The organism is Mycolicibacterium sp. XJ2546 (genome assembly GCF_053483195.1).
Map to the genome: position 1 here is coordinate 38,995 of NZ_JBEFRW010000005.1, position 22,233 is coordinate 61,227.

The following is a 22,233-nucleotide window of genomic DNA, read 5'->3' on the forward strand; positions in this document are numbered from 1 at the left end:
TTAGCGCACACCCTCTTTGGCGTAGACCACGCGCAGCAAGTGGGCTACCTCCGGGCCCATCACGGTTTCGGTCAACTCGCAGAACGTCGCGACGAACTGCGGCCCGTGCGGCGCAAGGTCGTCGCACAGATGGTGTGCGATCTCGTGCAGCACCACGAGTTCGCGCAGGGCCCAACCGCTGCCACGCTGAGGCACGGCGATGACCGCCGCGTCGTCACTGCGTTCATAGTGCGCGGCGGACACTCCTCGTCGCGCACGAACCGTCAACGGCAACGCCCCCGGCCAGCGTCGGCGCACCGCCGGCATGGCCAACACGTCGTCGATGTAGCGCTGCACCGCAGGCACCGAAGCGAACCGTCCCTCCGGCGGCAGGGTCAACTGGGTGCCGAAGAACTCCACCACCGGGTTGCCGCGCTCACTGGCCCGGTCGAACAGCGTGCGCACGAAATCCTCTGCGGCATAGACCTTGGCACGTTGAAAGTCCCGCGAAGTCACCTCTCCAGCACCGAGCGCGCACCCGCGAGCTCGGGGCCGGCGCCCAGCCGCGCCCGCTTGCCCGCGCGGTCACCGGCGCGTCGCGCTGCCGACGAGTATCCCGCCGTCGCGCTGGTGGGCCGCCAGGTTCCCCGGGCCTCGGAGGTCTCCCGGTAGAAGTCCCTGAGCTTGATGTCCTTGTCCCGCAACGCCAGCGCTGTACCCGCTCGGCTGTCGCGGCTGTTGGTGGCCTCCCGACGGGCCTCTTCGCGGGCCAGCGCCAGCCGCTGGCCGATGCGGGCGCCGAACGCCAGCTGGAAGTTGATCCGCGCGGTGATCGTGGGTGTCGGACGGTGCGCGCCAGAGGAGATGTAGGCCTGCGACGCCTTGACCATCTGCATCACCAGGCTGGCGTAGAGGGCGTGGCTGGCGTCGATGTCCTCGGCGAAACCGTAGGCGTGCACAAACGTCGAGTTCGACGCGACATCACATTTCACGTCGTTGGCGTCGGCGATCACCGTGAACAGCTGCACGTAGGTGCGCAGGCCGCGGGTGCCGGCGTTGCCGATGGTGATCGTGCGCTGCACCGGTGTCTGCGCCTTGGTGCGGTGCTCGGTATGCGAGCGCGCCACCGCCAGGTCGATCGACGTCGCGGTCGCCAACCGTTGCGCGGCGGCCATGAACGCGTCGGCTTCGTGCGGGTTGTCGGTGCCCTCGGCCTGGCGCAGCAGCGCGGCGATGCGGGCCAGCATCTTGTCGTCTGTCATGCCTCGACTCCCGCTCGCTCCGGTCCTCGCTCGTGTCTCGCTGCGATCCGCACTCGCGGTCGTCTTCGGGTGCTCATGGGCCAAATCTAGGTCGAGTTGCCGACAAAGCCATCCAGCGCATCCACAACCTGTGGAGAAAGCGGCTCCTGGTTGGCGTAGTTGGCCACGTTGTCGCTGGCGTCGTCGCGCAGCACGTGGTTGACCCCGGTGAGTTCCACGACGGTCAGCGCGGTGTGGGCGAGCGCATCGACGAGCGGTTTCACGTCGTCGCACCTGGCCTGACCGTCGGCGTCCGAACACGTCAGCAGCACCCGGGTGTCCGCGGGCACCTGCGCGGCCAGCGCCACCGGATCGATCTTGTCGGCCTCGACGACGGCTCTGACGTTGCCCGCGTTGAGCAGCGCGCCGAGGCCTTCGGGCAGGTTGTCCGGCGCGGTGCCGGTGGAGCGGACCTGGTCGACGGCGGCCAGCCACGCCTGCAGCGCAGCCGGGTCGCCGTTGGCGCGCACCCGGTTGGTGATCATTTCGAGGTAGCGGCCGGGCAGCGGTTGGAAGAGGCCGAGCGCACCGATCCTCGGCGCGTCCGCGCCGGTGTCGCCGGCCAGCGACATCGCGTGCACGGTGCCCTCGCCCAGCGCATAGACCGAGATGCGGTCCGCGTCGGTGCCGGGTTGGGCCGCCAGGTACCGCACCGCGGCCTTGGCGCCGGAGGTGTAGACGGCGCTGACGACGTCGGTGGGGCGCTGCGCGTACGGGCCGAGGCCGGTCCTGCCGGTGCCGATCTTGTCGTAGCGCAGGCTGGCCACACCGCGTTCGGACAACAGTTCGGCGAGCTGACGCATGTTGCCCACCGGTCCGGCGACCGCGTTGTCACCGTTGCGGTCGGTGTTGCCGCTCTCCGAGATCAACAGCGCGGCCGGCCCCGGTGCGGCGTCGGGCCGGTGCCGGTAGGTGCCGTGGATGGTCAACCCGTCGTCGACGAAGCTGACGTCCTCGTCGACCCAACGGTCCTCGTCGTCCTTGCCGCAGCCGACCAACATCAGCGCCACCGAAAGCAGAACGGTGAGAACAGCTTTCAAAGCTTGGCCTCGATCCACGCGGTGACGTCGTCGAGCACCAGCGCGCGTTCGGGCTCGTTGAACACCTCGTGGTAGAGCTCGGGATAGACCTTGAGGTGGGCGTCGGTGGAGGCGACACACTCGAGCAGGCGACGGCTGCCCTCGACCGGGATCAGCTTGTCGTGCTCGCCGTGCACGATCAGCAGCGGCGCGGTCAGCTTCGCGGCGCGCTGCGGCATGGTCTCACCGACCTTCAGCAGCGCCTTGGCGATACCGGCGGGCAGCTTGCCGTGGTGTACCAGCGGATCAGCCAGGTAGGCCGCCACCACTTCGGGGTCGCGGGACACCGCCTCGGTCTCGAGTTGTTCGACCGGCAGACCCGGCAGGACGGCGCCGACGATCTTGGCCACCGCGATCATCGCCGACGACACCGCGTCCTGCGCGTACACCGCGGGTCCGGACAGCACCATCGCGGTGTATTCGTCGCGGTGCTCGGTGCCGTAGGCGAACACGACCCCGCCGCCCATGCTGTGGCCGAGCACCACCCGGTTGAGGTCGGGGTGCTCGCGGGCCGCGATGCCGACCAGGGTGCCGAAGTCGGCGGTGTACTCGCCGATGTTGCGTAGATAGACGCGTTTGCCCCCGGAGCGGCCGTGCCCGCGCAGGTCCAGCGCGTAGGTGAGCAGTCCGGCCTCGCCGAAGCGCTGGGCGACATGGTCGTAGCGGCGCGCATGCTCGGCGTATCCGTGGCAGATCAGCACCACACCGCGGGGTTCACGGTCGGGGGTCCATACGTCGTAGACGATGCGGACATCGCGGACACCGTCGAAGCTGCGTTCGCTGCGGGTTGTGACCATCCCCGTGAGACTAGCTGTCGCACCTTCACATGTCGGAGTCGGCGATTAAGCTCGGCTGGGTGACCGTTCTGGCCCACGACCTAGAGGGCAGCAGCGCCGAGGACGCCTTTCTCGCCGATGCCCAGCAGTACCGCCGCGAGCTGCTCGCACATTGCTATCGAATGACCGGATCCGTGCACGACGCCGAGGATCTGGTGCAGGAGACCTATCTGCGTGCGTGGAAGTCCTACAAGGGTTTCCAGGGCAAATCGTCGGTACGCACCTGGCTGTACCGCATCGCCACCAACACGTGTCTGACCGCGCTGGAAGGCCGGTCCCGCCGGCCGTTGCCCACCGGGCTGGGCGCGCCCAGTTCGGACCCGGTCGACGACATCGTCGCGCGCGAAGAGGTGCCGTGGCTGGAACCGTTCCCCGACGACGCCTCCGACCCGTCGAACATCGTCGGCTCGCGCGAGTCGGTGCGGTTGGCGTTCGTCGCGGCGCTGCAACACCTCTCGCCGCGGCAACGCGCGGTGCTGGTGTTGCGTGAGGTTCTGCAGTGGCGGGCCGCGGAGGTGGCCGACGCGATCGGCGCCTCGACCGCCGCGGTCAACAGCCTGCTGCAGCGGGCCCGTGCGCAACTCGATGCCGTCGGCCCCAGCGAAGACGACGTGCTGGTGGCCCCGGAGTCGCCGGAGGTTCAGGACCTGTTGAGCCGCTACATCGCGGCGTTCGAGAGCTACGACATCGACAAGCTGGTCGAGTTGTTCACCGCCGACGCGGTGTGGGAGATGCCGCCGTTCGACGGCTGGTATCAGGGCCCGCGGGAGATCGTGCTGCTGTCCAAGACGCACTGCCCCGCCGACGGCCCCGGGGATATGCGGTTCATCCGCACCACCGCCAACGGCCAGCCCGCCGCCGCGCTGTACCTGCTCAACCGGGAGACCGGTGTGCACGAGCCCCTTCAGCTGCATGTGCTCGACATCGGCACCGACGGCATCACGCACGTCGTCGCGTTTCACGCGTCGACGTTCGAGAAGTGGGGCCTCCCCGCCACCCTCTAGGCGCCGAGTGTCGGGTTGTCCGACGCTGACGGCGCTTCAGCGTCGGACAACCCAGCACTCGGCGACCCTCACGGCTGCAGGCGCACGTCGAGGTTGATCTGGTCATGGTCCGGCCAGCCCGCCGCCCGCAACGCATCGCGCACCCGCCCGAGGAACACCGCGGGCCGGTAACGCCAGATGTCGCGGCTGAGGCGGATGATGACCCAGCCCTCGGCCTCCAGGTCGGCGATCCGCTCGATGGTGCGGGCGTGGTCAGCCGCGGTAGCCCAGTGTTGCGGGCCGTCGTATTCAACCCCGACTTTCCAATTGGGCCACCCCATGTCGACACGTCCGATCAGATACCCGAACGGGTCGCACACCAGGATCTGGGTTCGCGGTCGGGGAAAGCCCGCTTTGACCAGCAGCAGTCGAGTCCTTGTCTCCTGCGGGGATTCGGCACCACCGTCCATGAGGTCGAGTGCCTTTCGCAGTTGGCTGAGACCCCGAGCACCACGATGTCGGGCGAGCAGCCCGCGCACGTCGTTGGGTTTCACACCGGTCTTGTGCGCGAGGGCGTCGAGCCGGACAACCGCCTCGGTGAGCGTGTCACGGCGACCGAGGTCGTAGGCGGTTCGGGCCGGGCTGGTCGCCGGTATCCCGCGGACGACGCAAGTCTCATCGTCATGGAGGTGATCGCGGCGGATGATGATCCCGTCTACGCTGCCGGCGGTCGACCGGACCAACTCCGCGGGCAGCGCGGCATCGATCCATTTCGATCCATGTAGCGCGGACGCCGATAGACCAGCGACGGTGGCGTCACGTCGCGCCCATAGCCAGGCGGCCACGGCGCGGGTACGAGCCGTCAGCTCGACATCCTTCGGAAGGTAAACGTTCCGATAGATCATGTTGTGCTGGCTGCGCAATTTCCGCTCTGTCGCGATACCTGCTGTTCTGGCCTCCGTCCCGAGGAACGGCCAGTCTTTGTCCCCCATGCGTTGACGCTCGCACATCAGCAGTCGAGTGTCGGCTCGTCGGACGCAGGCTGTGGACAACCCTCGGACAATGCGACACTCGACAATTAGGGGAAGCGCGGATAAACCCAGGCCAGCGGGTTAGTTGACACGTGTTCTGGAACCTGTTCTATAGTCAGCCCCCATGAAGACCAAGGGCGCTCTGCTGTGGGAGCTGAACTCGCCGTTTCGGATCGACGAGATCGAGATCGGCGACCCCGTGGACGACGAGGTGCAGATCCGCGTGCACGCCGCGGGCATGTGCCACTCCGACTACCACCTGACCACCGGCGCCACCCCTATCGGCCTGCCTGCGCTCGGCGGGCACGAGGGCGCGGGTGTCGTGACCAAGGTCGGCCGCAACGTCGCTGGCATCGAGGAGGGTGACCACGTCATCCTCGCGTTCATCCCCGCCTGCGGCGAGTGCGCACCGTGCCTCAAGGGCCATCGCTCGCTGTGTGACCGCGGCGCCGTACTGCTCGGCGGTAAGGCCATCGCCGACGGCACCGGCCGGGTCCACGCCGGCGGCACCGAGGTGTCCCCGATGAACCTGCTCGGCACGTTCGCCCCGTACATGACCGTGCACAAGGACTCCGTCGTCAAAATCGACAAGGACGTGCCGTTCGAGACCGCGGCGATCATGGGTTGCGCGGTGCCGACCGGGTTCGGTTCGGCCACCAACGTCGCCGAAGTCGCACCGGGTGAGACGGTCGTCATCGTCGGCGTCGGCGGCATCGGCATGAGCGCCTTGCAGGGTGCGGTCATCTCGGGGGCACGCAACGTGGTGGCGATCGACCCCAACGAGTGGAAGCGCGATCAGGCCATCAAGTTCGGCGCCACCCACGTCTACCCGTCGATGGCCGAGGCGATCGCCCCGCTGATCGACCTCACCCACGGCGTCATGGCCGACAAGACCATCATCGCCGTCGGGGATATGAAGGGCTCCTACATCGAAGAGGCGCTGACGCTGACCACCAAGACCGGCACCTGCGTCGTGACGGGCATGGGCTCGATGATGGACGTCGATGTCAAGCTCAACCTGTTTTTGTTCACGATGTTGCAGAAGACGTTGAAGGGCAACATCTTCGGTGGCGGCAGCAGCCACATCGAGACGCCGAAGCTGGTCGGGCTCTACAAGGCGGGTCTGCTGAATATCGACGACATGATCACCCGGACCTACCGCCTCGAGGACATCAACCAGGGCTATGCGGACATGCTCGAGGGCCGCAATATCCGCGGCGTCATCACATTCGACGACTCGGATTGGTAGCTAGTCTGGTGGGATGACCGCCAGCGTCGAGATCCGCCGCGCGCACGACCGTGGGCTCACCACCACGCACTGGTTGACGTCGCGGCACTCGTTCTCGTTCGGCGACTTCTATGATCCGGCCAACACGCACCACGGTGTGCTGCTGGTGAACAACGACGATGTCGTCGCACCGGGCGGCGGCTTCGACAGCCACGCGCACCGTGACATGGAGATCGTCACCTGGGTGTTGGACGGCCTTCTGGCACATGAGGATTCGATGGGCAACTCGGGTGTCATCCGCCCGGGGTTGGCGCAGCGGATGTCGGCGGGCACCGGTGTGCAGCACTCGGAGATGAATGGATCATCCACGCAGCCCGTGCATTTCATTCAGATGTGGGTGACACCCGACCGCTCCGGCATCGATCCCAGCTACCAGCAGCAGGAGGTTGCGTTGTCCGGCGAACTCACCCCGATCGCCTCGGCTATGCACGACGGCGCCGCGGTGAGCATCCACAACAACCGCGCCGCCCTGCACGGTGCCCGGATGCAGGCCGGCCACAGCGTCGAGATGCCCGACGCGCCGTACCTTCACCTGTTCGTCGCCCGCGGTGAGGTCACGCTCGAAGGAGCGGGCGCGCTGCAGGAAGGCGACGCCGTGCGGTTCACCGGGTCCGGCGGCCAACGCGTCACCGCGGCCGAACCGGCCGAGATCCTCGTCTGGGAGATGCATGCGGGTTTGGGTGTGGCCTAATCGAATCGGCGCCTGGCTCGGTGGCGTGGCGGTGTTGGCCGCATGCTCGACGAGCCCGGCACCGCCGACGCAACCGAGCACCCCGGAGCCGTCCGCGCCACCCGCGGCCGAGCTGGTACCTGTCGACGTCGAGGTCGACGCCGAAACAGCACAGCGGCCGTTCGACGAGCCGCGCCAGGCGCTGGTCCCCGACGGATGGACGCTGTCGGTGTGGGCCCGGGTTCCGCGGGCCAGGCTGGCGGCGTGGGCACCCGACGGCGCGCTGCTGGTGTCGGTTCCGAGCTCCGGGCAGGTGCTGCACCTGCGTTCCACCGAGTCTCGACCGGACCAGACGGTGCTGCTCGACGGGCTCGACCAGCCGCACGGGCTGGCGTTCGACGGTGACACGCTCTATGTCGCCGAAAGCGACCAGATCGACGCCTACGACTACGCGGAGGGGTCCGCGACCAACCGGCGCACCATCGCCGCGGACCTGCCCGACGCGGAAAGCCCCGACCTGCGCGGTACGTATGCGCACGCGCTCAAGAGCGTTGCCGTGGGCGCCGACGGCAACGTGTACTTCTCCATCGGGTCGACTGGCAACATCTCGGCCGAAGACCGCGAGGCCGACCCGCCGCGCGCGACGATCATGCGGGTCGCTCCCGGCGGTGGACCCGTCGAGACCTTCGCGACGGGCGTACGCAACGGGACCGGTCTGGCCGTCGCGCCGGACGGATCACTGTGGACGGCGGTCAACGGTCGCGACAACGTCGCCGACCCTGCGACCGGTGAAGTGGACCCCGCCTACGTCAATGACCATCCGCCCGAGCAGGTCGCCAGGCTGACCGAAAGGCGCGAGCTGGGTTGGCCGTACTGCAATTCCGACGGGGGTCCCGCCGACCTGCCGTTCATCCGCGATGCGCAAACCAACGCCGACGGAAGCAAACTCGACTGCGCGGCCCTGCCGCCGGTCGAGCAGAGCCTGGGCGCGCACGCGGCGCCGCTGGGAATGAGCTTCAGCGACGGCGTTCTGCCCGCACCGTATGACAGCGGCGCGCTGATCGGCGTGCACGGCTCATGGAACCGAGAACCGCCACAGCCCCCGGAGGTGGCGTTTTTCCCCTGGCGCGACGGCGGTTTGGGGAACAAGCAGACGCTGGTCGGCGGGCTTCAGGCAGCCGACGGCTCACGATGGGGCCGTCCGGTCGCCGCCGTAGCGGGACCGGACGGCGCGGTGTACATCACCGATGACTATGCGGATGCCGTCTATCGCCTGGCACCACCTGGACGTTGATCAGGTGCGCGGTGTGCCCGCACCCCGGCGTCCGGTGATCGCCACGTAGATCGCGATCAGGATGATCGCCACGACCAAGCCGATGACAAACGGAATCGGCGAGAACATCTTGTCTCCCGTGCCGAACGCCGCGTTGGAGATCCACGAGCCGAGCAGTGCGCCGACCGCGCCCAGCAGGACGGTGATCAGCACGCCGACATTTTGCTTACCCGGCAAGATGAGTCGCGCCAACGCGCCCAGAATGGCGCCGACGATGAGAGCAACGATGATCGTCCACATATCTGACTCCTTCGGTTGCGGCGCGGGTGCGCCGTCATAGGACAATGCCCGGCACAGAACCTTCCTAACCTCATTCGGGTCCGACAAGATCTATCGAACTCCTGGAAGCGCAGTTTCGAAACGCAATGGGCGATAACGCGATCAGATTGTGATGCGAATGTGACGCAAGTTGACTGTGTTTCGCATGTGATTACAGTTGTCATGTTGTAGGGCAATCCCGGAAGGGTCAACTGTGTCGACTCCATTGGCAAACGTTCGGCGATTCGCGGCCACCGCTGCGGCGCTGTTGCTGTGCGTTGCCTTGGCGACGACGGCCGGTGTGCCCACCGCACACGGCGCCAGCGCGCGCGAACTGCTGGCCAGCGCCATCGCCAACACCCGGGGGTCCTACCTGGTCTACAACTTCGGAAGCGGCCACCCGGCACCGATGGTCAACGCTGCCGGCCACGCCTACGAGATGAACAACGGCGGCCACCTGATGATCATCAAGGCCGCGTCGGGACGTCTGGCGCCCCGCCTGCTCGCCGACACCCACCGCGGCTATCAGGCGCGGTGTGAGCGCGATCCGCGGGCGCGCACCGGCGAAGGGCTGGTGCAGGCGTCGGAGATCTTCACGCCGCTGCAGGCATGGCAGGCACTCGGCCAACCCACGATCGCGATCAACGCCAACTTCTTCGACGTGCGCGGGCAGCGAGGGGGGTCGTGGAAGTCCACGGGCTGCAGTTCCCCGCTCGGCGCCTACGTCGACAACACCCGCGGCCTGGGCCGGACCAACACTGTGGTCACCGGCCGGATCGCGTATGCGGGTAAGCAGGGTCTGTCGGGCGGCAGTGAGCACTGGAAGGCGCTGTCCACGATGATCCTGCCCGTTGCGGGGCCGCCGTTCGTGGTGTCCCCGAAAAGCCCCGACGACTACGACGCCGCATCGCCGGTGATCGAGGACCTGGTCGAAAAGGGTGTCCGGTTCGTGGCGGTCGCGGGCATCGGCCTGCTGTCGCCTACAGATACCAGCCAGCTCAACGACGGTGGACCCAGCGCCGCCCGCACGGCCATCGCCTACGCCAAGGCTAAGGACGAGATGTACGTCTTCCAGGGCGGCAGCTACACACCGGACCAGATCCAGGATCTGTTCCGCGGTCTGGGCGGCGACAGCGCGATCCTGCTCGACGGCGGCGGGTCGTCGTCGATCGTGTTACGCCGCGACACTGGCGGCATGTGGGCGGGTACCGGCGTCCCGCGCGGGTCGTGTGACACCCGACAGGTGCTGTGCGACTCCCGTGAGCGCGCGTTGCCGAGCTGGCTGGCGTTCAACTAGCTCAAGCGGCAGCATCCGACGATCCGCCGTCGGATCCGTCCGAATCTGTTGAGCTGTCAGTCGATTCCGTGCCGGTGTCGGTCGTCGTCGACTCTTGGTCGTCGGACTCGTCCGCGTCGGAGGGTTCGTCGTCAGCGTCCGCGTCGTCGGGCTCCTCCTCGTCATACTCCAAGTCGTCGTCAAGCTCCTCGTCGACTTCTTCGTCTTCGGCGTCTTCCTCCGTCAGCTCTTCGTCGGCTTCTTCCTCGGATGCCTTTCCGGTCGGCTCGAAATCCGCATTTTCGAAATCCGCATCCTCGGAATCGGTTTCGTCGGACAGGGACTCGTCCACCTCGGTGGTCGACGACGTCAGCATCCGGGCGCCTTCGGACGCCGAGGCGGGCGCGTCGGCGGCCTGGGCGCTCTCCTGTCGCGGCAGCGCGGGCAGGTTCAGGTTTCCGACGATGTCACCGACGAGGTCTTCGAGCTGGCCGCCCAGATTGCCGAACGGCAAGGACCCCAACAGGTCTCCACCGGTGAGGTAGTCAATCAGGTTGAGGATCGCGTTCGGGGTGGCCGGTGTGGGATTGCCGCTGAGGAATTCCTTCTGGAATCCGCGGACCAGCAGGTTGACGATGTCGAACGGGACCTGCAGCGGGTTGATCCCCGATGGGAACGACAGGAACGGTGTCGGGACACCGCCCTCGGTCAACGTTCTGGTGTAGCTGCCGTCCGGGTTGCGGGCCACGTCGGTGTAGCCCAGGTTGTTGAGTGCCTGAACCGCCGGCGCGAGCGCGTTGGCGAACATGCCAACCGGGTTGACCGCCAACGCCCCGAACGTGGCGATGCTGATGATGTCGGAGAGCAGATACAACGGTTCGAGCAGCGGCTGCGTGGCCGACGGCAGTGTGGCGTAGAGGTTCAGCGCCAGCTTCCCGTCGACGAGGTTCTCCAACGCATCGTCGACCTGCCCGGTGAGCTGGTCGGTCACGGTGTCCAGCGTCAGCCCCCGAAGCATGTACGTCGGCAGCAGCCCGGCCAGCAGGTTGTTGGCGAGCGAGAAGGGGTTCGGCCAGGCGGCCAGGTCCGACAACGGGTGATACTGCACGCCGACGTCGATCAACACCGGGATGATGTTCGCGCCGCCGAGGGACAGCCCGAAGGGCAACTGCGCCAACCCACCGCTGCTGGTCACCTCGGTCTCCGGGTTGATCGTGTCGATGCCCAATAAACCGAACAGCGGGTAGAACCGCGCCAACGCCCCGCCGTTGGGGCGGGCGGGGTTGAGCAGAAGCAACATCGGCAGCACGGTGATGCTGCCCAGTAGCGGGTCGAGTCCGTCGTAGTTGGCTCCGCCGGGCTGGTTGGCCAGGTCGGCGAGCACATCATCGAAGCCCGTGGCGATGGCGAACGCGCCCATCCCGATGCCCACAGACACCGGGGCGCGCAGGTGCACGGCGTCGGGCAGGACGTCGCCCAGCAGGCCCTCGATGACGTTGCTCAACAGCGGGATCAACGGATTGCCCGGCAACGTTTCGGTGAGCTCGTCGAGCAATGTGGTGAGCAATCCGACCGCCCCGACTTCGAGGTAGTCGGTGCCGTTGATGTCGCCGGCGACCGAGTTCGGCAGCGCCGGCACCCAGCCGAGATCGGCACCGAGCAGCTTCAGCATCGTGAATACCGGGCCCGCGGTGACGACGTTCAGGCCGGGTATGTCGAGGTTGCCGAGGTTGAGCGGATCGCTGAGGTCCAGGCCGACCAGACCCAGCAGCCTCAGCAGGTCGGTGACGCCCTGCGCATCGGTGATCCCCAGGAGTTGCAGGACCGGAACAAGGACCGTGTCGGTGACGAGCCCCCCGACCAACTCCTCGAGCACGGGCGTCAGGTCGATGGGGATCTCACCGAGCACACCACCCAGAACGTTGTTCACCAGGAAGTTGGGGTCACCGAGCAGGCCCTCGATGAGGCTCTCCGGATCCTGGCCCGCTGCCCTGGCCAGCGCGGCCAGGTTGAAGTTCTCGACCACCGCGCGGGCGACGAAATCGACGACGGTTTGGGTGATGTCGTAACCGAAGGTGCCGAGCCCCGCTGTCACATCGGGGATCCGACCGGGTGCGGGCCACTGGTTGACGGCCGCGAGGAGCTCGGCGTCGACGTGGCGGACGTTCGCTGTCGCGGCGTTGACCTCGGGCGGCGGAGCCACGGTGATCAGCGCCGTCGCCGTCGCGGTTGCAGCACTGAAGGCGGAGGCCTTCCTAGCGAACTTCTTGGCGTTCTTACGGCGCGTGCGATGTCTGCCAGCCAATTGACCTGTCCTCTCGGCCCCCAGCTCCGTGTTGACCAGACCGTAGCATGCGCCGAAAGCTTCTGGCTAAAGAAGGTCAATGCTTGCTGTGGTGATTAGCGCCGGTTACCGGTATAGGGTCTTGAAACAGCAAATTGGTCAATAACGCGCTGTCAGCACAGCGACAGTGCGCTGTCGGCAGCACGAGCCACTTGTCGTGCGTAACCGCTACCGAAAATCACGACGTGAGCCAGCAACGCAAAGAGCTGGTGCAGTCCAAGCCGGTCGCGCCAGCCGTCGCGCAGCGGATGCCGCGACTGGTAGCCGTCGATCACCGCGTCGAAGAACGGACAGCCGAACAACTCGAGCGTCGCTACATCGGCCTCCCGATGCCCGCCGTGGGCGGCCGGATCGATGAGCACCACACCGTCTGGGGTCCACATCACGTTGCCGCTCCACAGATCGCCGTGCAACCGTGCCGGCGCATCGCCGTCCTCGAAATCACCGGCCTCACACCGTGCGATCACGGCGTCGACGGTTTGGTGCGTAGCCGCGTCGAGGCCCGCACCGGCGCGAGACGCCATCGGGCCCAGCCGCTCCCTGGCATAGAACCGTCCCCAGACGTCATGGGTGCTGAACGACATCGGTAGCGGATGGTGCAGCGGTCCGAAGTATCCCGGTCCTGCCCAACCGTGCGGGGCTGCGCCGAACCCGTCCGCACCGGCGTCGTGGGTGCTGATCAGACGGCGGCCGAACTCATACGCGGCAGCCGCGGACGGTGCGGTGGTCTGCAGGTGTTCCAGCGTGAGGCTGTCGTCGGTGTGGCCGAGCACCTGCGCGCACCGCACGCCGCCGGGTGCCGACGAAAGCCATTGCAGCCCTGCGGCTTCGCACGCAAAGAAGTCCGGCGGCGCCCCGGCGCGGTGTTTGACGAACTCCGGCATGCCTACGGCAGACCGAACATCCGCCGCTGCACGCGGTCGCGGAACCCGGTCGGCAGTCGCCCCATCAAGCCCACCTGGATTTTCGGGCCGAGACCGACCACGTACCGGGGGCGCGGCCGGCGTGCGGTGAGCGCCTGCTCGACGACGGCGGTCACCTTTGCCGAAGGCGCTGCGGTCCGCTGCGCGATCGGGATGATCTTCTTCATGCCCGCAATGTGTTTCGCATAGAGGTCACGGTGTTCGGCGGTGAGGTTCGCCTCGGTCTCGGACACCATGATGTCGGCGGTGCGCCACATGTCGGTGTCGGTCTGCGCGGGTTCGACCACGACCACGGGGATGTCCCACGGGGTCAACTCGACGCGTAGCGCGTCGGCGGCGGCCTCCAGCGCGAACTTGCTCGCCGAGTACGCGCCCATCAGCGGCATCGACATGCGGCCGTTGACGCTGGAGATGAACACAATCCGGCCCCGCGACTCCCGCAGCCTCGGCAGCACCTCCTGGGTCACCGCGACCTGTCCGATAACATTGACTTCCAACTGTTTTCGCCAGTCGGCAATCGGTATGGTCTCCACCGCGCCCGCGACGACGATGCCGGCGTTGTTCACCACCGCGTCGAGGCGGGCCGGCAGCGAGGTCGCCAATGCGTCGATGTGCTCAGCGTCGGTGACGTCGAGGATGACTGCCGATATGCGCTGCGGGTTGACCGCGGTCACCGCGTCCGCGTCGGTTTGGCTTCGGACGCCCGCGATTACGTCCCAGCCGCGCGCGGCCAGGTGTTCGGTGATCGCCCTGCCGATTCCTCGGGAGGCGCCGGTGACCAGTACGGAAGGCATGTCTTCTCCTCAGGCGGCTGGCAGCAGCAGTTGTCACACTACGGCGTGGGTCAGCCCGCGGACTACCCCGCCGAATGCCGGGGGCCGAACCAGAAGATCGCGGCGCCGGCCGCGATGAACGCCGCGGCCAGCGCGATGACGGGAGCGACCGTGACCCGGGTCAGCGTCGCACCCACTACCGCGCCCCCGCACATCGTGAAAACCACGCCGTAACGCAGCTTTTCCCGTTCGCCGGTGCCGCCGGCCAACCGGCTGTCGAAGCCCAGCCCGGAGATGGTCGATGTCAGCACGGTGGTGGACAGCTCCTGCACGCCGAACTGGCGCGCGGTCACGTTCTGGATGCCGAACACGACGGCCAGTCCGGCGATCAGGATGAGCTTGGTGTCGTTCTCGTAGTCGAGCACACCCGCGCCGGCCAGGATCGCAAGCACCATCAGCGTCACCACTTCCACGCCGAGGGTGATGCCCAGCCAGCGGCGAACCTCGGCGTCGAGGTGTCGGGCGAACCGGCCGCCGATGACCGCGCCCGCCACGAAGGCGACAAACGCGACCAGCGCGGCGGTCATGTCCACACCGGAGTCCGGCACGAACCAGAAGCCGAGGAAGATGACGTTGCCCGTCATGTTGGCGACGAAGACATGTCCCAGCACCAGCACGCTGACCGCGTCGACCAGCCCGGTCGCGAACGTGAGCAGAAAAAGCGCGACGTAGGTCAGCCGCTGCGAGACAGGCGATTGAACGGCCACGAAGGTGGTTTCGGTGCTACAGCTGTGGCGTGAGGTCCAGTGACGTCACCGTGGACATGCGGGTGATCAACCATTCCGCGTCTTCACGCTCCATCGTCAACCGATACGAGAGGTAGCGCAGCGACGGGATGTTCTTGGTGATAGGGCTGGTGGCAACCGAGTTGGTGTAGACGACCGCGGTCGCCTCGGTGGGCGTCAGCGATTCCACTGCCGCGCCCATCACCTCGGTGGTGTTGGAGACCTGCGCCTGCTTGTTGGGTGCGACGATCGCGTCGATGTACTTGCGGTATTCGTATTCGAAGTCGCCGCCGAGGTACGTCGCGGACCGGTCCGGAAGGCTCTCCATGTCTTCGGGCGTGTAGGTCCACAGCGTGGTAATCGCGTCGGCGGCGGTGCGCGCCACGTCGAGTTTGATCTGCACGGTCGCCCGTTCGGAGAGGTACGGCTGCACCATCGCGGCGGCGAAGCCGGCGGCGCCGACGAACAGCACCGCGGCGACGATCGCGGCGATCGCCAACCGCCTACCCGCGGGCCGGTGCGCAACGAGTACCGGTTGCTCCTCAGGCTCCTGGGGCGTTTCGTCGGCGACGACGTCCTCCTCGGCGGCGTCCGACTCGGTCGCCTCCGGCTCGGGCGCCTCTGGCTCGGAGACCTCGGTTTCGGAAACCTCCGGCTCCGTGATTTCCGACTTGCTGGTGCGGGCCGCCTTACCGCGCGGCATCGGCTTGGGCTCCTCCGGCTCGACGCTCTGATCCTGCTCGGTAACGTCCTCGGCCCCAGCGGTTTTTGTACGACGACGCAGGGAGAGCCAGCGGCGGCGGCCGGCGGGCGCCGACGGCTCGGCGTCCTTGGCATCCTCGGCGGCGGTCAGATCACCTGAATCAGCTGGCTGATCTTCCACTGCTCTCCCTCCTGGACAGTCGTTGCGATCCAACGACTTCCGCTCTCATAGGTCTGCTCGCCGTCCGGGGACTTGGAGGTGACCGTCGTCGCGACGAGCACGTCGGCGCTGCCGTCGTCGTTCCAGCGCTGCACCCCGGCCTCCACCACGGTGCCGGTGGTCGGTTCCTGGCGCGCCACCTGGACCAGAATCGCGTTCTTCTTCTCGTTGAACATCGACGCGAATTCACCGGTGCCCTCGGCGAGGATTCGGTCCACATATGCGTTGGCGTGGAAAGGATCCAGCGAGGTGTAGTCGGTCATGAACTCACGCACATAGCCCAGCGCCATCGCATCCTTGACCGCCGTCCGGCGGTCCGCCTCATGGTTGATCAGCATCAGCGTGCCGAGCGTGATCGCGGCGACCATCAGCAGCGACGCCACCGTGGCGATCACCGGCAGTCCCCAGCGGCGCGGCGCCTTCGGCGTCACCTCGAAGAAGTCGGGTTCGGAGGCGTCGATACGACGGCGCGGGCTCATTGGCCCTCCGGGTTCATCATCGGTCTCTTGAGCACCGTCAGATCGGCGACGCGCCACTGCCCGTCGGTCTTCTCGAAGTTCACCCGCACGGTCGCGGTGATGAACTTCAGGTTGTTCGGGTCGTCACCGCGCTGGCCCTGCATCGCCAGCAGCATCGACGCGCTGTCGGGCGTGACGGGCGGATTTGGCAGCACCGCGCTGCTCACCGCCCAGTACTCGTTGGACGTCACCCCAGCGTCCTGGACCGCCTGCTGCTGGGCGATCAGCTGCTCGCGGTAGGACTCGGTGGTCAGCGACTGGGCGTGGGCGAAGTCCTGCTGCAGGGTGTCCTTCTTGTAGGTCAGCATCTGCTCGACGATGCGTGGCCCCTGCTCGGCGATCTGCACGCGCGCGGTTTCGATCGCGCGGTCGTGGCGGTACACCACCAGAGCGCTCAACGCGACCGCCGCCGCCGACAACAGCGCCGCCGCGATCAACACCACCGCAGTGAGCCGGCGCACGTCGCGGGGCCCGGATTCGACTCGGTGCACCTCGGTGCGCAACAGCAGATCGGCGAACGTGCGACGGCGCCTGTCCCACAGCGGCCACAACCAGCCGATGAACAATGCCGCGGTGTCCAGCAGGTGCGCCAGGTCGCGCACCAGCAGCCGCCACACCCCGACCGGCGATCCGGTCCGGTTCGCCACGGCGATGCCGAACAGTGCGCGCCCCAGGCTGAAACCCTTGACCGCGGGCAACACCAGCCGGTTCACGGCCATCGCCAGCACCACGACCGCCGCCGTCACCGTGAACACCCACCACAGCCAGCCCCGCAGCGGCGCCGTCCACGCCACCAACGCCAGCGTCGTGAGCACGCCGAGTCCGACCAGCACGTCCATGGCGAAGGCGCCGGCCCGCGCGGGCCAGGACGCCAGCGGCGGCGGCACCACCTCGTCGGTGGCCGGGATGTCGGTAGCGATGTCGAGCGTCATGGTCGGTGGCGTCACGAGGTGACCTGGTCCAGCCGGGCGACTTTGTAGGTGCCCTCGTCGGGCGCCATCTGGACGCGCAGCCGGTAGCCCTGCTCCTGGTCTTCGGTGTCGGAGTTGGTCACCTGGACCCGCACCGCGACCAGGACGTCGAAGGAGCCGTCGGCGTTGTGCTTTTCGACCGCCGCGCGCATATCGGACACCTGCACCTGAACGTCGGCCGCTTGGTAGGCGTCGACCAACACCCCGCTGTACAGCGAGGCCTGCACGGCGAAGTCACCCGTCGAACATTCGATGATCTTGGCCTGCGCCGCGCTCATCGCCGCGGTATCGGGTGCGTGCGTCGCCGCCACGCAGTCCTTCGCGGCCTGCAGGGCGGCCGCCTCCGCACGTGCGGTCGCCTCGCTTTGCTGGTTGGCCTTCAGCGCCAGATAGCCACCGACCCCGCCGGCGGCTGCAAGCAGCACCAGCGTCGCGCAGATGCCTACCGCCCAGCCGCGACCCAGCCGCGGTGCGCGGCGTTGGTCGGGTGAACTTTCGATCTGTTCTTCTGTGGATAGTGCTAACGACTCGTCGGGCTCGGGATGCGCATCCTCCGGCACAGCATCAGCATCGGTGGGGTTCAGCTGGCCGGTGCCAGCATCTCCTTCCATCCGTCGTCTCCTGGGTTACTCGAGTTGCTGACGTTGTACCTGACGCCATCGGGTCCGACCACCTGGCCGCTGGTCGGGCTGTACACCGCCGTGGAGCCGGGTGGCCCTGGTGCCGGAGTGTAGATGCAGGGGTTGGGTTGCTGTCCACTGCAGCTGACGGTGCCCTGTCCGGGTGGGCTCAGCGGATCGCTGACCGGCGCCGTCGACAACGCCGGAGGCAGTTCGCTGGCCGGCATCGGGTTGACGCCGCTGTTGACCGATGGCGCGGGAACGACGAAACCGGGGTTGACGCCCTGATCGCAGCGCGCGCCGGGAGCCGGGCAGGACAACACCTGGTTCGGGTCGCCGTACCACGGGTTGGTGCCCAACGGGACGTAGGGTTCGTCGCTGCGGCATTCCATCGGCGTCGCCGCGCGCTTGCCCGGCACGTCGACGCATGGATAGTTACGCGCACCACGAACGACGTTGCCCTGGTAGTCCTTCGGGATCTTGCAATAGGTGCCCTTGGGCAGCGGCGCCATGCTGGTGTCGGCGGGCGAACGCCATTCCGACGCGGGCAAAAAGCCGGTCAGACACGGCGGCGGCTGGTTGATCGACAGCGCCAGCGGCAGCTGGCCCAGATCCTCGAACAACGTGCCCGCCTGGGTCGCCGCACCGCCCTGGGGCCAGATCACCAGCGTCTGTTCCAGGCCCTTGTTGTAGCGCTTGAGCATGTCGATGACCACCGACAGGTTCGCCAAGGTCTGCGGCAACGATTCCTGCACACCGCCGAACACCGCGCTGACCTGATCCAACGTCGGCGGCGCCTGCTGCAGACCGCTGCGCAGCGCCGCATCCTCCTGAGCGGCCTGCGCCGCGATCACATTCAGGTTGCGCGACCACTGCTCGATGTTGTCGCCCGAGGTCACCTGGCTGTCCAGGATCGGGCGCGCGTTGACGATGATGTCGTCGACCTGGGGCAGGTGCTCCTGGAAACCGGCCGCCAGGCTGGACGTCGAATCGACCAGGCGCTGCAACGCGGGACCTAACCCGCCGACCGCCTTCGACGTCTCGGTGAGCAGGGCGTCGATCTTCTCCTTCGGCAGCACGGCCAGACCCTCGTTGGCCGCGTCCAGTGCCGGACCGACCTCGCTGGGCACCGTGCTCTCGGTGATCGTCGCGCCCGGCTGCAGGTACTGGCCCGGGTCACCCGTGGACACCAGGTCCAGGTACTGCTCACCGATCGCCGACACCGAATGCACGTTGGCCGTCGCATCGGCCGGGATCTTGTAGCGGTCGTCGATGCTCATCGTGGCGCGCGCACCGGTCTCGGTCGGTTCCACCTCGGTCACCTTGCCGATCTGGGTGCCGCGGTAGGTGACGTTGGCGGTGGCGTACAACCCGCCTGAGCGCGGCAACTCGGCGTGCAGCGTGTACTGGCCGATCCCGACCAGTGCAGGCAGCCGCAGGTAGTACCAGCCCAGCACCACCAGGGCGATGACGGTCAGGATGGTGAACAACACCAACTGGATCTTGATGAATCTGGTCAGCACAGCTCACTCATGCCTTTCCACCAGCGGCCCACCCGGTGCGTTGTGCGGGTTCGGGGTGAACCGCACGTCCGGGATCATCGTCGCCGGGTCGCGACCCCACGACTGCTCGAGCGCGCGCAGCATGCCCGACACCCCGGTACCGGTCAACACGCCGTTGTCCAGAGCCGACAGCGTCAGGTCGACCATCAGCGACACGTTGAGGTAGTCACCGCGCACCACCTTCGGCACGTTTTCGATCGAGAACGGTGCGGTGAGCATCAGCTTGAGCGCCCCCAGCAGGTACGGCGACGCCTTACCCAGCTCCCTCAGCGGCCGCTGCAGGTTGGCCAGGTTGGTGTTGAGGTCGTCGCTGGCCGGGCCCAACGACTCGTCGGCGGCCACGCTGATCCGTCCGACCGCCTCGACTGCGTCGGCGAACAGGTCGCGGGTCTCGGCGAAGTGCTTGATCAGCGGCGGGAACTCGGTCAGCACCCGGTCCAGGGTGTTGTTGCGCTGAGCCACGATCGCCAACAACCGGTCGGTCGAGTCGATGGCGCGCGTGATGTCCTGGCGCTGCTGGTTGAGCTCGTCGGTGAAGGTGTCCAGCTTGTTGAGGAACTCTCGGATCTGGTCGGCCCGGCCGGTCAGCACGTTGTTGATCTCGGTCTGGATGACCTCGAGGTTCTGCACCCCGCCGCCGCGCAGGATGGTGGCGATGCTGGCCAGCACCCGTTCGGTGGTGGGATAGGCCGACGCGTTCTGCAGCGGGATCGTGTCGCCGTCGCGCAGCGGTTCCGACGACGGATCCGGCGGCGGCTCCAGCTCCACATGCTGCGAGCCCAGCAGGCTGGTCTGGCCGATCTTGGCCAGCGCGTTCTTCGGCAACTCCACGCTGGGCTCCAGGTCCAGCGTCAGCGTCGCGACCCAGTTGTTCAGCTCGATCGCACGTACCCGGCCCACGTACACGTCGGCGACGCGCACCCGGCTGTTGACGTTGAGCGCCAACGTGTCCGGCATCTGCACGTACACCGTCCACGCGTTCCCGGCCGTGCCGGGACCGCCGGGCAGCGGAACGTTCGCGATGCCCTTCCACGACCCGCAGGAGCTCACCACGAGCGCGATCGCACCCAGCGCCACCGCGCGGCGTACGAGCGTGCTCACCCTGCGAGCGCTCATTGCCGAACCTCTGTTCTTCGCGCGAGCGATCATCACCGACCTGCCTCTGCCGGTAGTGCGGGTCCCGCCGGCGCTGCCGGCGCGGGTCCGCTGGGTGCCGGCGCGGGTCCGGCCAGCGGGGAGCCGCCCGGATCGCCCGGGATCACTCCCGGAGCCGGTGCCGGCGGCGGCCCTGGCTGCGGATACCACGGCGGCGGCAGCGGGGTGTTCTCGGAGTAGGCGTTCGGCGGTCCGGCCTGATGCGGTCCACCGGGGGTCGGCGGCGCGGGCGGGATGACGCAGTCCGGTCCGCCCATCAGCTCGGCCAGGCATTCCGGCGTCATCATGTTGGCGGTGAACGGCTGCACGTCGACGCCCTGCATACCCGGCGCGGCCACCCAGCCCGGCTCGTGGTTGCCGTGCGAGAACAACGTGTCACGCGACCAGATGCCCGGCACCGTGGTGTCCTTGTAGCCCGCCGGCGGCTGCAGCCTCGGCTCGGAGTACGCGACCTGCTTGGGCAGCGTCAACGCCGAGGAGAACTGGTTGAGCCCGAACGGCGGGAAGTTGAACTTGATCGCGTCGAGGATCGGCGCCAAGTACTGCGCGCACAACTCGGCCGATTCCTGATAACCCAGCCGGCTGGCCGCCTGGATCGAACTGCACACGAACTGCAGCGGGTTGGCGAAGTTGTTGATCACCGGGATACCCATCACGCCGCCGGTCACCGGCGAGATGATGTTCATCAGGTTGGCGCCCAGGGTCGGGAACACGTGCAGCGCGGTCTCCAACCCGTCGCGCGGTTCGGGCTGCAGGATCGCCGTGGTGGCCGACGACAGGTTGTTGATGTCGTGCGTCAGCACCTCGGCGTTCTCGTCGAGGAACTGGCGGGTGGTGGTCAGCAGTTCGTTGAGATCGCGCAGCGCGTTGGACACTTCGCGGTCGGTGTTGGTGAACGCGTTGGTGAACTCGGCCAGATCGTTGTTCAGCGCGACGAACTGCTGATCGCTCTGGTGCAGCGCGTTGACGAACATCGCCAGACTCTTGACCACGCCGAAGAAGTCGGTGCGGCCTTCGTTGAGCGCGAACAGCGCTTCGGACAACCCGTTGAGCGTCCTGTTGAGCTGCTCGCCCTTGCCCGCGAAACCGTCGGCGGCCGACTCGATGATCTCGCCGAACGGACCGGACGGTTGTTCGGGTGTCGGACCGAGGTCGGTCAGGATCCGGTTGATCGAGTTACGCAGTTCGTCGTACTCGACCGGCACCTGGGTGCGCTCCAGCGGGATGACGGTGTTGTCCTCCATCACCGGCCCGCCGGTGTAGGGCGGGGCGAGCTGGATGGTGCGCGACGCGACCAGGCTCGGGTTCAAGATCGAGGCGGTCGCGTTGGCGGGCACCTTGAACTTGTTGTCGTAGTGGAAGGTGACCTTCATCTTGTCGCCCGCCGGTTCGATCGCGTCGATCGAACCGACCTTGACGCCCATGATCTGCACCTTGTCACCGGGGTACAGCGCCAGCGTGTCGGTGAAGTAGGCGACGACGGTGTTGGTGGTCAGCTTGCGGTACAGGTTGTACCCCACGATGGCCGCCACCACCGCGAGCACCAAGACCAGCACACCGATGATCACCGCGGCACGAGAAACCTGGGGTAGCCGCAGGTTTCTGACGTTGAAGATAGTTGACATC

At 67.3% G+C, this 22,233-nt stretch carries 22 protein-coding genes; 5 read left to right on the forward strand and 17 right to left on the reverse strand.

Annotated features, from left to right (window positions below; all coding sequences use genetic code 11):
- The 4 genes from ABQE44_RS10655 to ABQE44_RS10670 all read right to left on the reverse strand — a co-directional run bounded on the left by ABQE44_RS10655 (window position 1) and on the right by ABQE44_RS10670 (window position 3,156).
- Window positions 1-495, reverse strand: a complete 495-nt coding sequence (locus ABQE44_RS10655; protein ID WP_448429618.1) for a TIGR04338 family metallohydrolase — start codon at window positions 493-495, stop codon at window positions 1-3.
- Window positions 492-1,241: a DUF2786 domain-containing protein gene (locus ABQE44_RS10660; protein ID WP_448429620.1), complete on the reverse strand. Its 750-nt coding sequence runs from the start codon at window positions 1,239-1,241 to the stop codon at window positions 492-494. The genes ABQE44_RS10655 and ABQE44_RS10660 overlap by 4 nt, the downstream gene beginning before the upstream one ends.
- 86 nt (window positions 1,242-1,327) lie before the next feature.
- Window positions 1,328-2,320, reverse strand: a complete 993-nt coding sequence (locus ABQE44_RS10665) for an alpha/beta hydrolase family protein (RefSeq protein WP_448429622.1) — start codon at window positions 2,318-2,320, stop codon at window positions 1,328-1,330.
- The gene (locus ABQE44_RS10670) at window positions 2,317-3,156 is read right to left on the reverse strand and encodes an alpha/beta hydrolase (protein ID WP_448429624.1); all 840 of its coding nucleotides are present in this window, start codon (window positions 3,154-3,156) and stop codon (window positions 2,317-2,319) included. Before ABQE44_RS10670 ends, ABQE44_RS10665 begins: the two co-directional genes overlap by 4 nt.
- A 29-nt stretch (window positions 3,157-3,185) precedes the next feature.
- Here ABQE44_RS10670 and ABQE44_RS10675 point away from each other — a divergent pair, with 29 nt between their 5' ends.
- Window positions 3,186-4,199: a sigma-70 family RNA polymerase sigma factor gene (locus ABQE44_RS10675; RefSeq protein ID WP_448429626.1), complete on the forward strand. Its 1,014-nt coding sequence runs from the start codon at window positions 3,186-3,188 to the stop codon at window positions 4,197-4,199.
- A 68-nt stretch (window positions 4,200-4,267) separates the two neighbouring features.
- Here ABQE44_RS10675 and ABQE44_RS10680 read toward each other — a convergent pair whose 3' ends face one another.
- Complete coding sequence (locus tag ABQE44_RS10680; protein ID WP_448429628.1) at window positions 4,268-5,170, reverse strand: endonuclease domain-containing protein; 903 nt, start codon at window positions 5,168-5,170, stop codon at window positions 4,268-4,270.
- 163 nt (window positions 5,171-5,333) lie between these two features.
- Here ABQE44_RS10680 and ABQE44_RS10685 point away from each other — a divergent pair, with 163 nt between their 5' ends.
- From ABQE44_RS10685 to ABQE44_RS10695, 3 genes are read left to right on the forward strand one after another with little or no spacing between them, the layout of a single operon-like run.
- Complete coding sequence (locus tag ABQE44_RS10685; protein WP_448429630.1) at window positions 5,334-6,458, forward strand: NDMA-dependent alcohol dehydrogenase; 1,125 nt, start codon at window positions 5,334-5,336, stop codon at window positions 6,456-6,458.
- Between the two features lie 13 nt (window positions 6,459-6,471).
- The gene (locus tag ABQE44_RS10690) at window positions 6,472-7,188 is read left to right on the forward strand and encodes a pirin family protein (RefSeq protein ID WP_448429633.1); all 717 of its coding nucleotides are present in this window, start codon (window positions 6,472-6,474) and stop codon (window positions 7,186-7,188) included.
- Window positions 7,166-8,461: a PQQ-dependent sugar dehydrogenase gene (locus ABQE44_RS10695; protein ID WP_448429635.1), complete on the forward strand. Its 1,296-nt coding sequence runs from the start codon at window positions 7,166-7,168 to the stop codon at window positions 8,459-8,461. The genes ABQE44_RS10690 and ABQE44_RS10695 overlap by 23 nt, the downstream gene beginning before the upstream one ends.
- Here the strand turns inward: ABQE44_RS10695 and ABQE44_RS10700 are convergent, their stop codons facing one another.
- Window positions 8,462-8,740, reverse strand: a complete 279-nt coding sequence (locus tag ABQE44_RS10700) for a GlsB/YeaQ/YmgE family stress response membrane protein (protein WP_448391424.1) — start codon at window positions 8,738-8,740, stop codon at window positions 8,462-8,464.
- A 214-nt stretch (window positions 8,741-8,954) separates the two neighbouring features.
- On the opposite strand from ABQE44_RS10700, the gene ABQE44_RS10705 reads away from it, so the two are divergent.
- Complete coding sequence (locus ABQE44_RS10705; protein ID WP_448429908.1) at window positions 8,955-10,055, forward strand: phosphodiester glycosidase family protein; 1,101 nt, start codon at window positions 8,955-8,957, stop codon at window positions 10,053-10,055.
- A gap of 1 nt (window position 10,056) precedes the next feature.
- On the opposite strand, the gene ABQE44_RS10710 is transcribed toward ABQE44_RS10705, so the two are convergent.
- The 11 genes from ABQE44_RS10710 to ABQE44_RS10760 all read right to left on the reverse strand — a co-directional run bounded on the left by ABQE44_RS10710 (window position 10,057) and on the right by ABQE44_RS10760 (window position 22,232).
- Window positions 10,057-12,339, reverse strand: a complete 2,283-nt coding sequence (locus ABQE44_RS10710; RefSeq protein WP_448429637.1) for an ATPase — start codon at window positions 12,337-12,339, stop codon at window positions 10,057-10,059.
- Window positions 12,340-12,491: 152 nt separating this feature from the next.
- Window positions 12,492-13,262, reverse strand: a complete 771-nt coding sequence (locus ABQE44_RS10715; protein ID WP_448429639.1) for a fructosamine kinase family protein — start codon at window positions 13,260-13,262, stop codon at window positions 12,492-12,494.
- A 2-nt stretch (window positions 13,263-13,264) separates the two neighbouring features.
- The gene (locus ABQE44_RS10720) at window positions 13,265-14,095 is read right to left on the reverse strand and encodes an SDR family oxidoreductase (RefSeq protein ID WP_448391427.1); all 831 of its coding nucleotides are present in this window, start codon (window positions 14,093-14,095) and stop codon (window positions 13,265-13,267) included.
- Between the two features lie 62 nt (window positions 14,096-14,157).
- Window positions 14,158-14,841: a YoaK family protein gene (locus ABQE44_RS10725; protein WP_448391428.1), complete on the reverse strand. Its 684-nt coding sequence runs from the start codon at window positions 14,839-14,841 to the stop codon at window positions 14,158-14,160.
- Between the two features lie 16 nt (window positions 14,842-14,857).
- A complete protein-coding gene (locus tag ABQE44_RS10730; RefSeq protein ID WP_448429641.1) occupies window positions 14,858-15,742 on the reverse strand; it encodes a prolipoprotein diacylglyceryl transferase in 885 nt (294 codons plus the stop codon).
- Window positions 15,709-16,260: an Rv1363c family protein gene (locus ABQE44_RS10735; RefSeq protein ID WP_448429643.1), complete on the reverse strand. Its 552-nt coding sequence runs from the start codon at window positions 16,258-16,260 to the stop codon at window positions 15,709-15,711. Before ABQE44_RS10735 ends, ABQE44_RS10730 begins: the two co-directional genes overlap by 34 nt.
- Window positions 16,257-17,231: an RDD family protein gene (locus tag ABQE44_RS10740; protein ID WP_448429910.1), complete on the reverse strand. Its 975-nt coding sequence runs from the start codon at window positions 17,229-17,231 to the stop codon at window positions 16,257-16,259. Before ABQE44_RS10740 ends, ABQE44_RS10735 begins: the two co-directional genes overlap by 4 nt.
- A gap of 11 nt (window positions 17,232-17,242) precedes the next feature.
- Window positions 17,243-17,881, reverse strand: coding sequence for an Rv1363c family protein (locus ABQE44_RS10745; RefSeq protein ID WP_448429645.1), 639 nt, complete (start codon window positions 17,879-17,881; stop codon window positions 17,243-17,245).
- Window positions 17,851-19,413, reverse strand: a complete 1,563-nt coding sequence (locus ABQE44_RS10750; RefSeq protein WP_448429647.1) for an MCE family protein — start codon at window positions 19,411-19,413, stop codon at window positions 17,851-17,853. The genes ABQE44_RS10745 and ABQE44_RS10750 overlap by 31 nt, the downstream gene beginning before the upstream one ends.
- A 3-nt stretch (window positions 19,414-19,416) precedes the next feature.
- Window positions 19,417-20,568 carry a virulence factor Mce family protein gene (locus tag ABQE44_RS10755; RefSeq protein WP_448429649.1) on the reverse strand — a complete coding sequence of 384 codons (1,152 nt, stop codon included), beginning with the start codon at window positions 20,566-20,568 and terminating at the stop codon, window positions 19,417-19,419.
- A 32-nt stretch (window positions 20,569-20,600) separates the two neighbouring features.
- The gene (locus tag ABQE44_RS10760) at window positions 20,601-22,232 is read right to left on the reverse strand and encodes a virulence factor Mce family protein (protein WP_448429651.1); all 1,632 of its coding nucleotides are present in this window, start codon (window positions 22,230-22,232) and stop codon (window positions 20,601-20,603) included.
- Window position 22,233 lies beyond the last annotated feature (1 nt).

Coding starts and splice junctions, on each gene's coding strand:
- ABQE44_RS10660 (WP_448429620.1), bottom strand. CDS start 1,241: ATGACAGACGACAAGATGCTGGCCCGCATCGCCGCGCTGCTGCGCCAG.
- ABQE44_RS10670 (WP_448429624.1), bottom strand. CDS start 3,156: ATGGTCACAACCCGCAGCGAACGCAGCTTCGACGGTGTCCGCGATGTC.
- ABQE44_RS10675 (WP_448429626.1), top strand. CDS start 3,186: ATGTCGGAGTCGGCGATTAAGCTCGGCTGGGTGACCGTTCTGGCCCAC.
- ABQE44_RS10680 (WP_448429628.1), bottom strand. CDS start 5,170: ATGGGGGACAAAGACTGGCCGTTCCTCGGGACGGAGGCCAGAACAGCA.
- ABQE44_RS10685 (WP_448429630.1), top strand. CDS start 5,334: ATGAAGACCAAGGGCGCTCTGCTGTGGGAGCTGAACTCGCCGTTTCGG.
- ABQE44_RS10690 (WP_448429633.1), top strand. CDS start 6,472: ATGACCGCCAGCGTCGAGATCCGCCGCGCGCACGACCGTGGGCTCACC.
- ABQE44_RS10695 (WP_448429635.1), top strand. CDS start 7,166: ATGCGGGTTTGGGTGTGGCCTAATCGAATCGGCGCCTGGCTCGGTGGC.
- ABQE44_RS10700 (WP_448391424.1), bottom strand. CDS start 8,740: ATGTGGACGATCATCGTTGCTCTCATCGTCGGCGCCATTCTGGGCGCG.
- ABQE44_RS10715 (WP_448429639.1), bottom strand. CDS start 13,262: ATGCCGGAGTTCGTCAAACACCGCGCCGGGGCGCCGCCGGACTTCTTT.
- ABQE44_RS10720 (WP_448391427.1), bottom strand. CDS start 14,095: ATGCCTTCCGTACTGGTCACCGGCGCCTCCCGAGGAATCGGCAGGGCG.
- ABQE44_RS10735 (WP_448429643.1), bottom strand. CDS start 16,260: ATGAGCCCGCGCCGTCGTATCGACGCCTCCGAACCCGACTTCTTCGAG.
- ABQE44_RS10740 (WP_448429910.1), bottom strand. CDS start 17,231: ATGACGCTCGACATCGCTACCGACATCCCGGCCACCGACGAGGTGGTG.
- ABQE44_RS10745 (WP_448429645.1), bottom strand. CDS start 17,881: ATGGAAGGAGATGCTGGCACCGGCCAGCTGAACCCCACCGATGCTGAT.
- ABQE44_RS10755 (WP_448429649.1), bottom strand. CDS start 20,568: ATGAGCGCTCGCAGGGTGAGCACGCTCGTACGCCGCGCGGTGGCGCTG.
- ABQE44_RS10760 (WP_448429651.1), bottom strand. CDS start 22,232: ATGTCAACTATCTTCAACGTCAGAAACCTGCGGCTACCCCAGGTTTCT.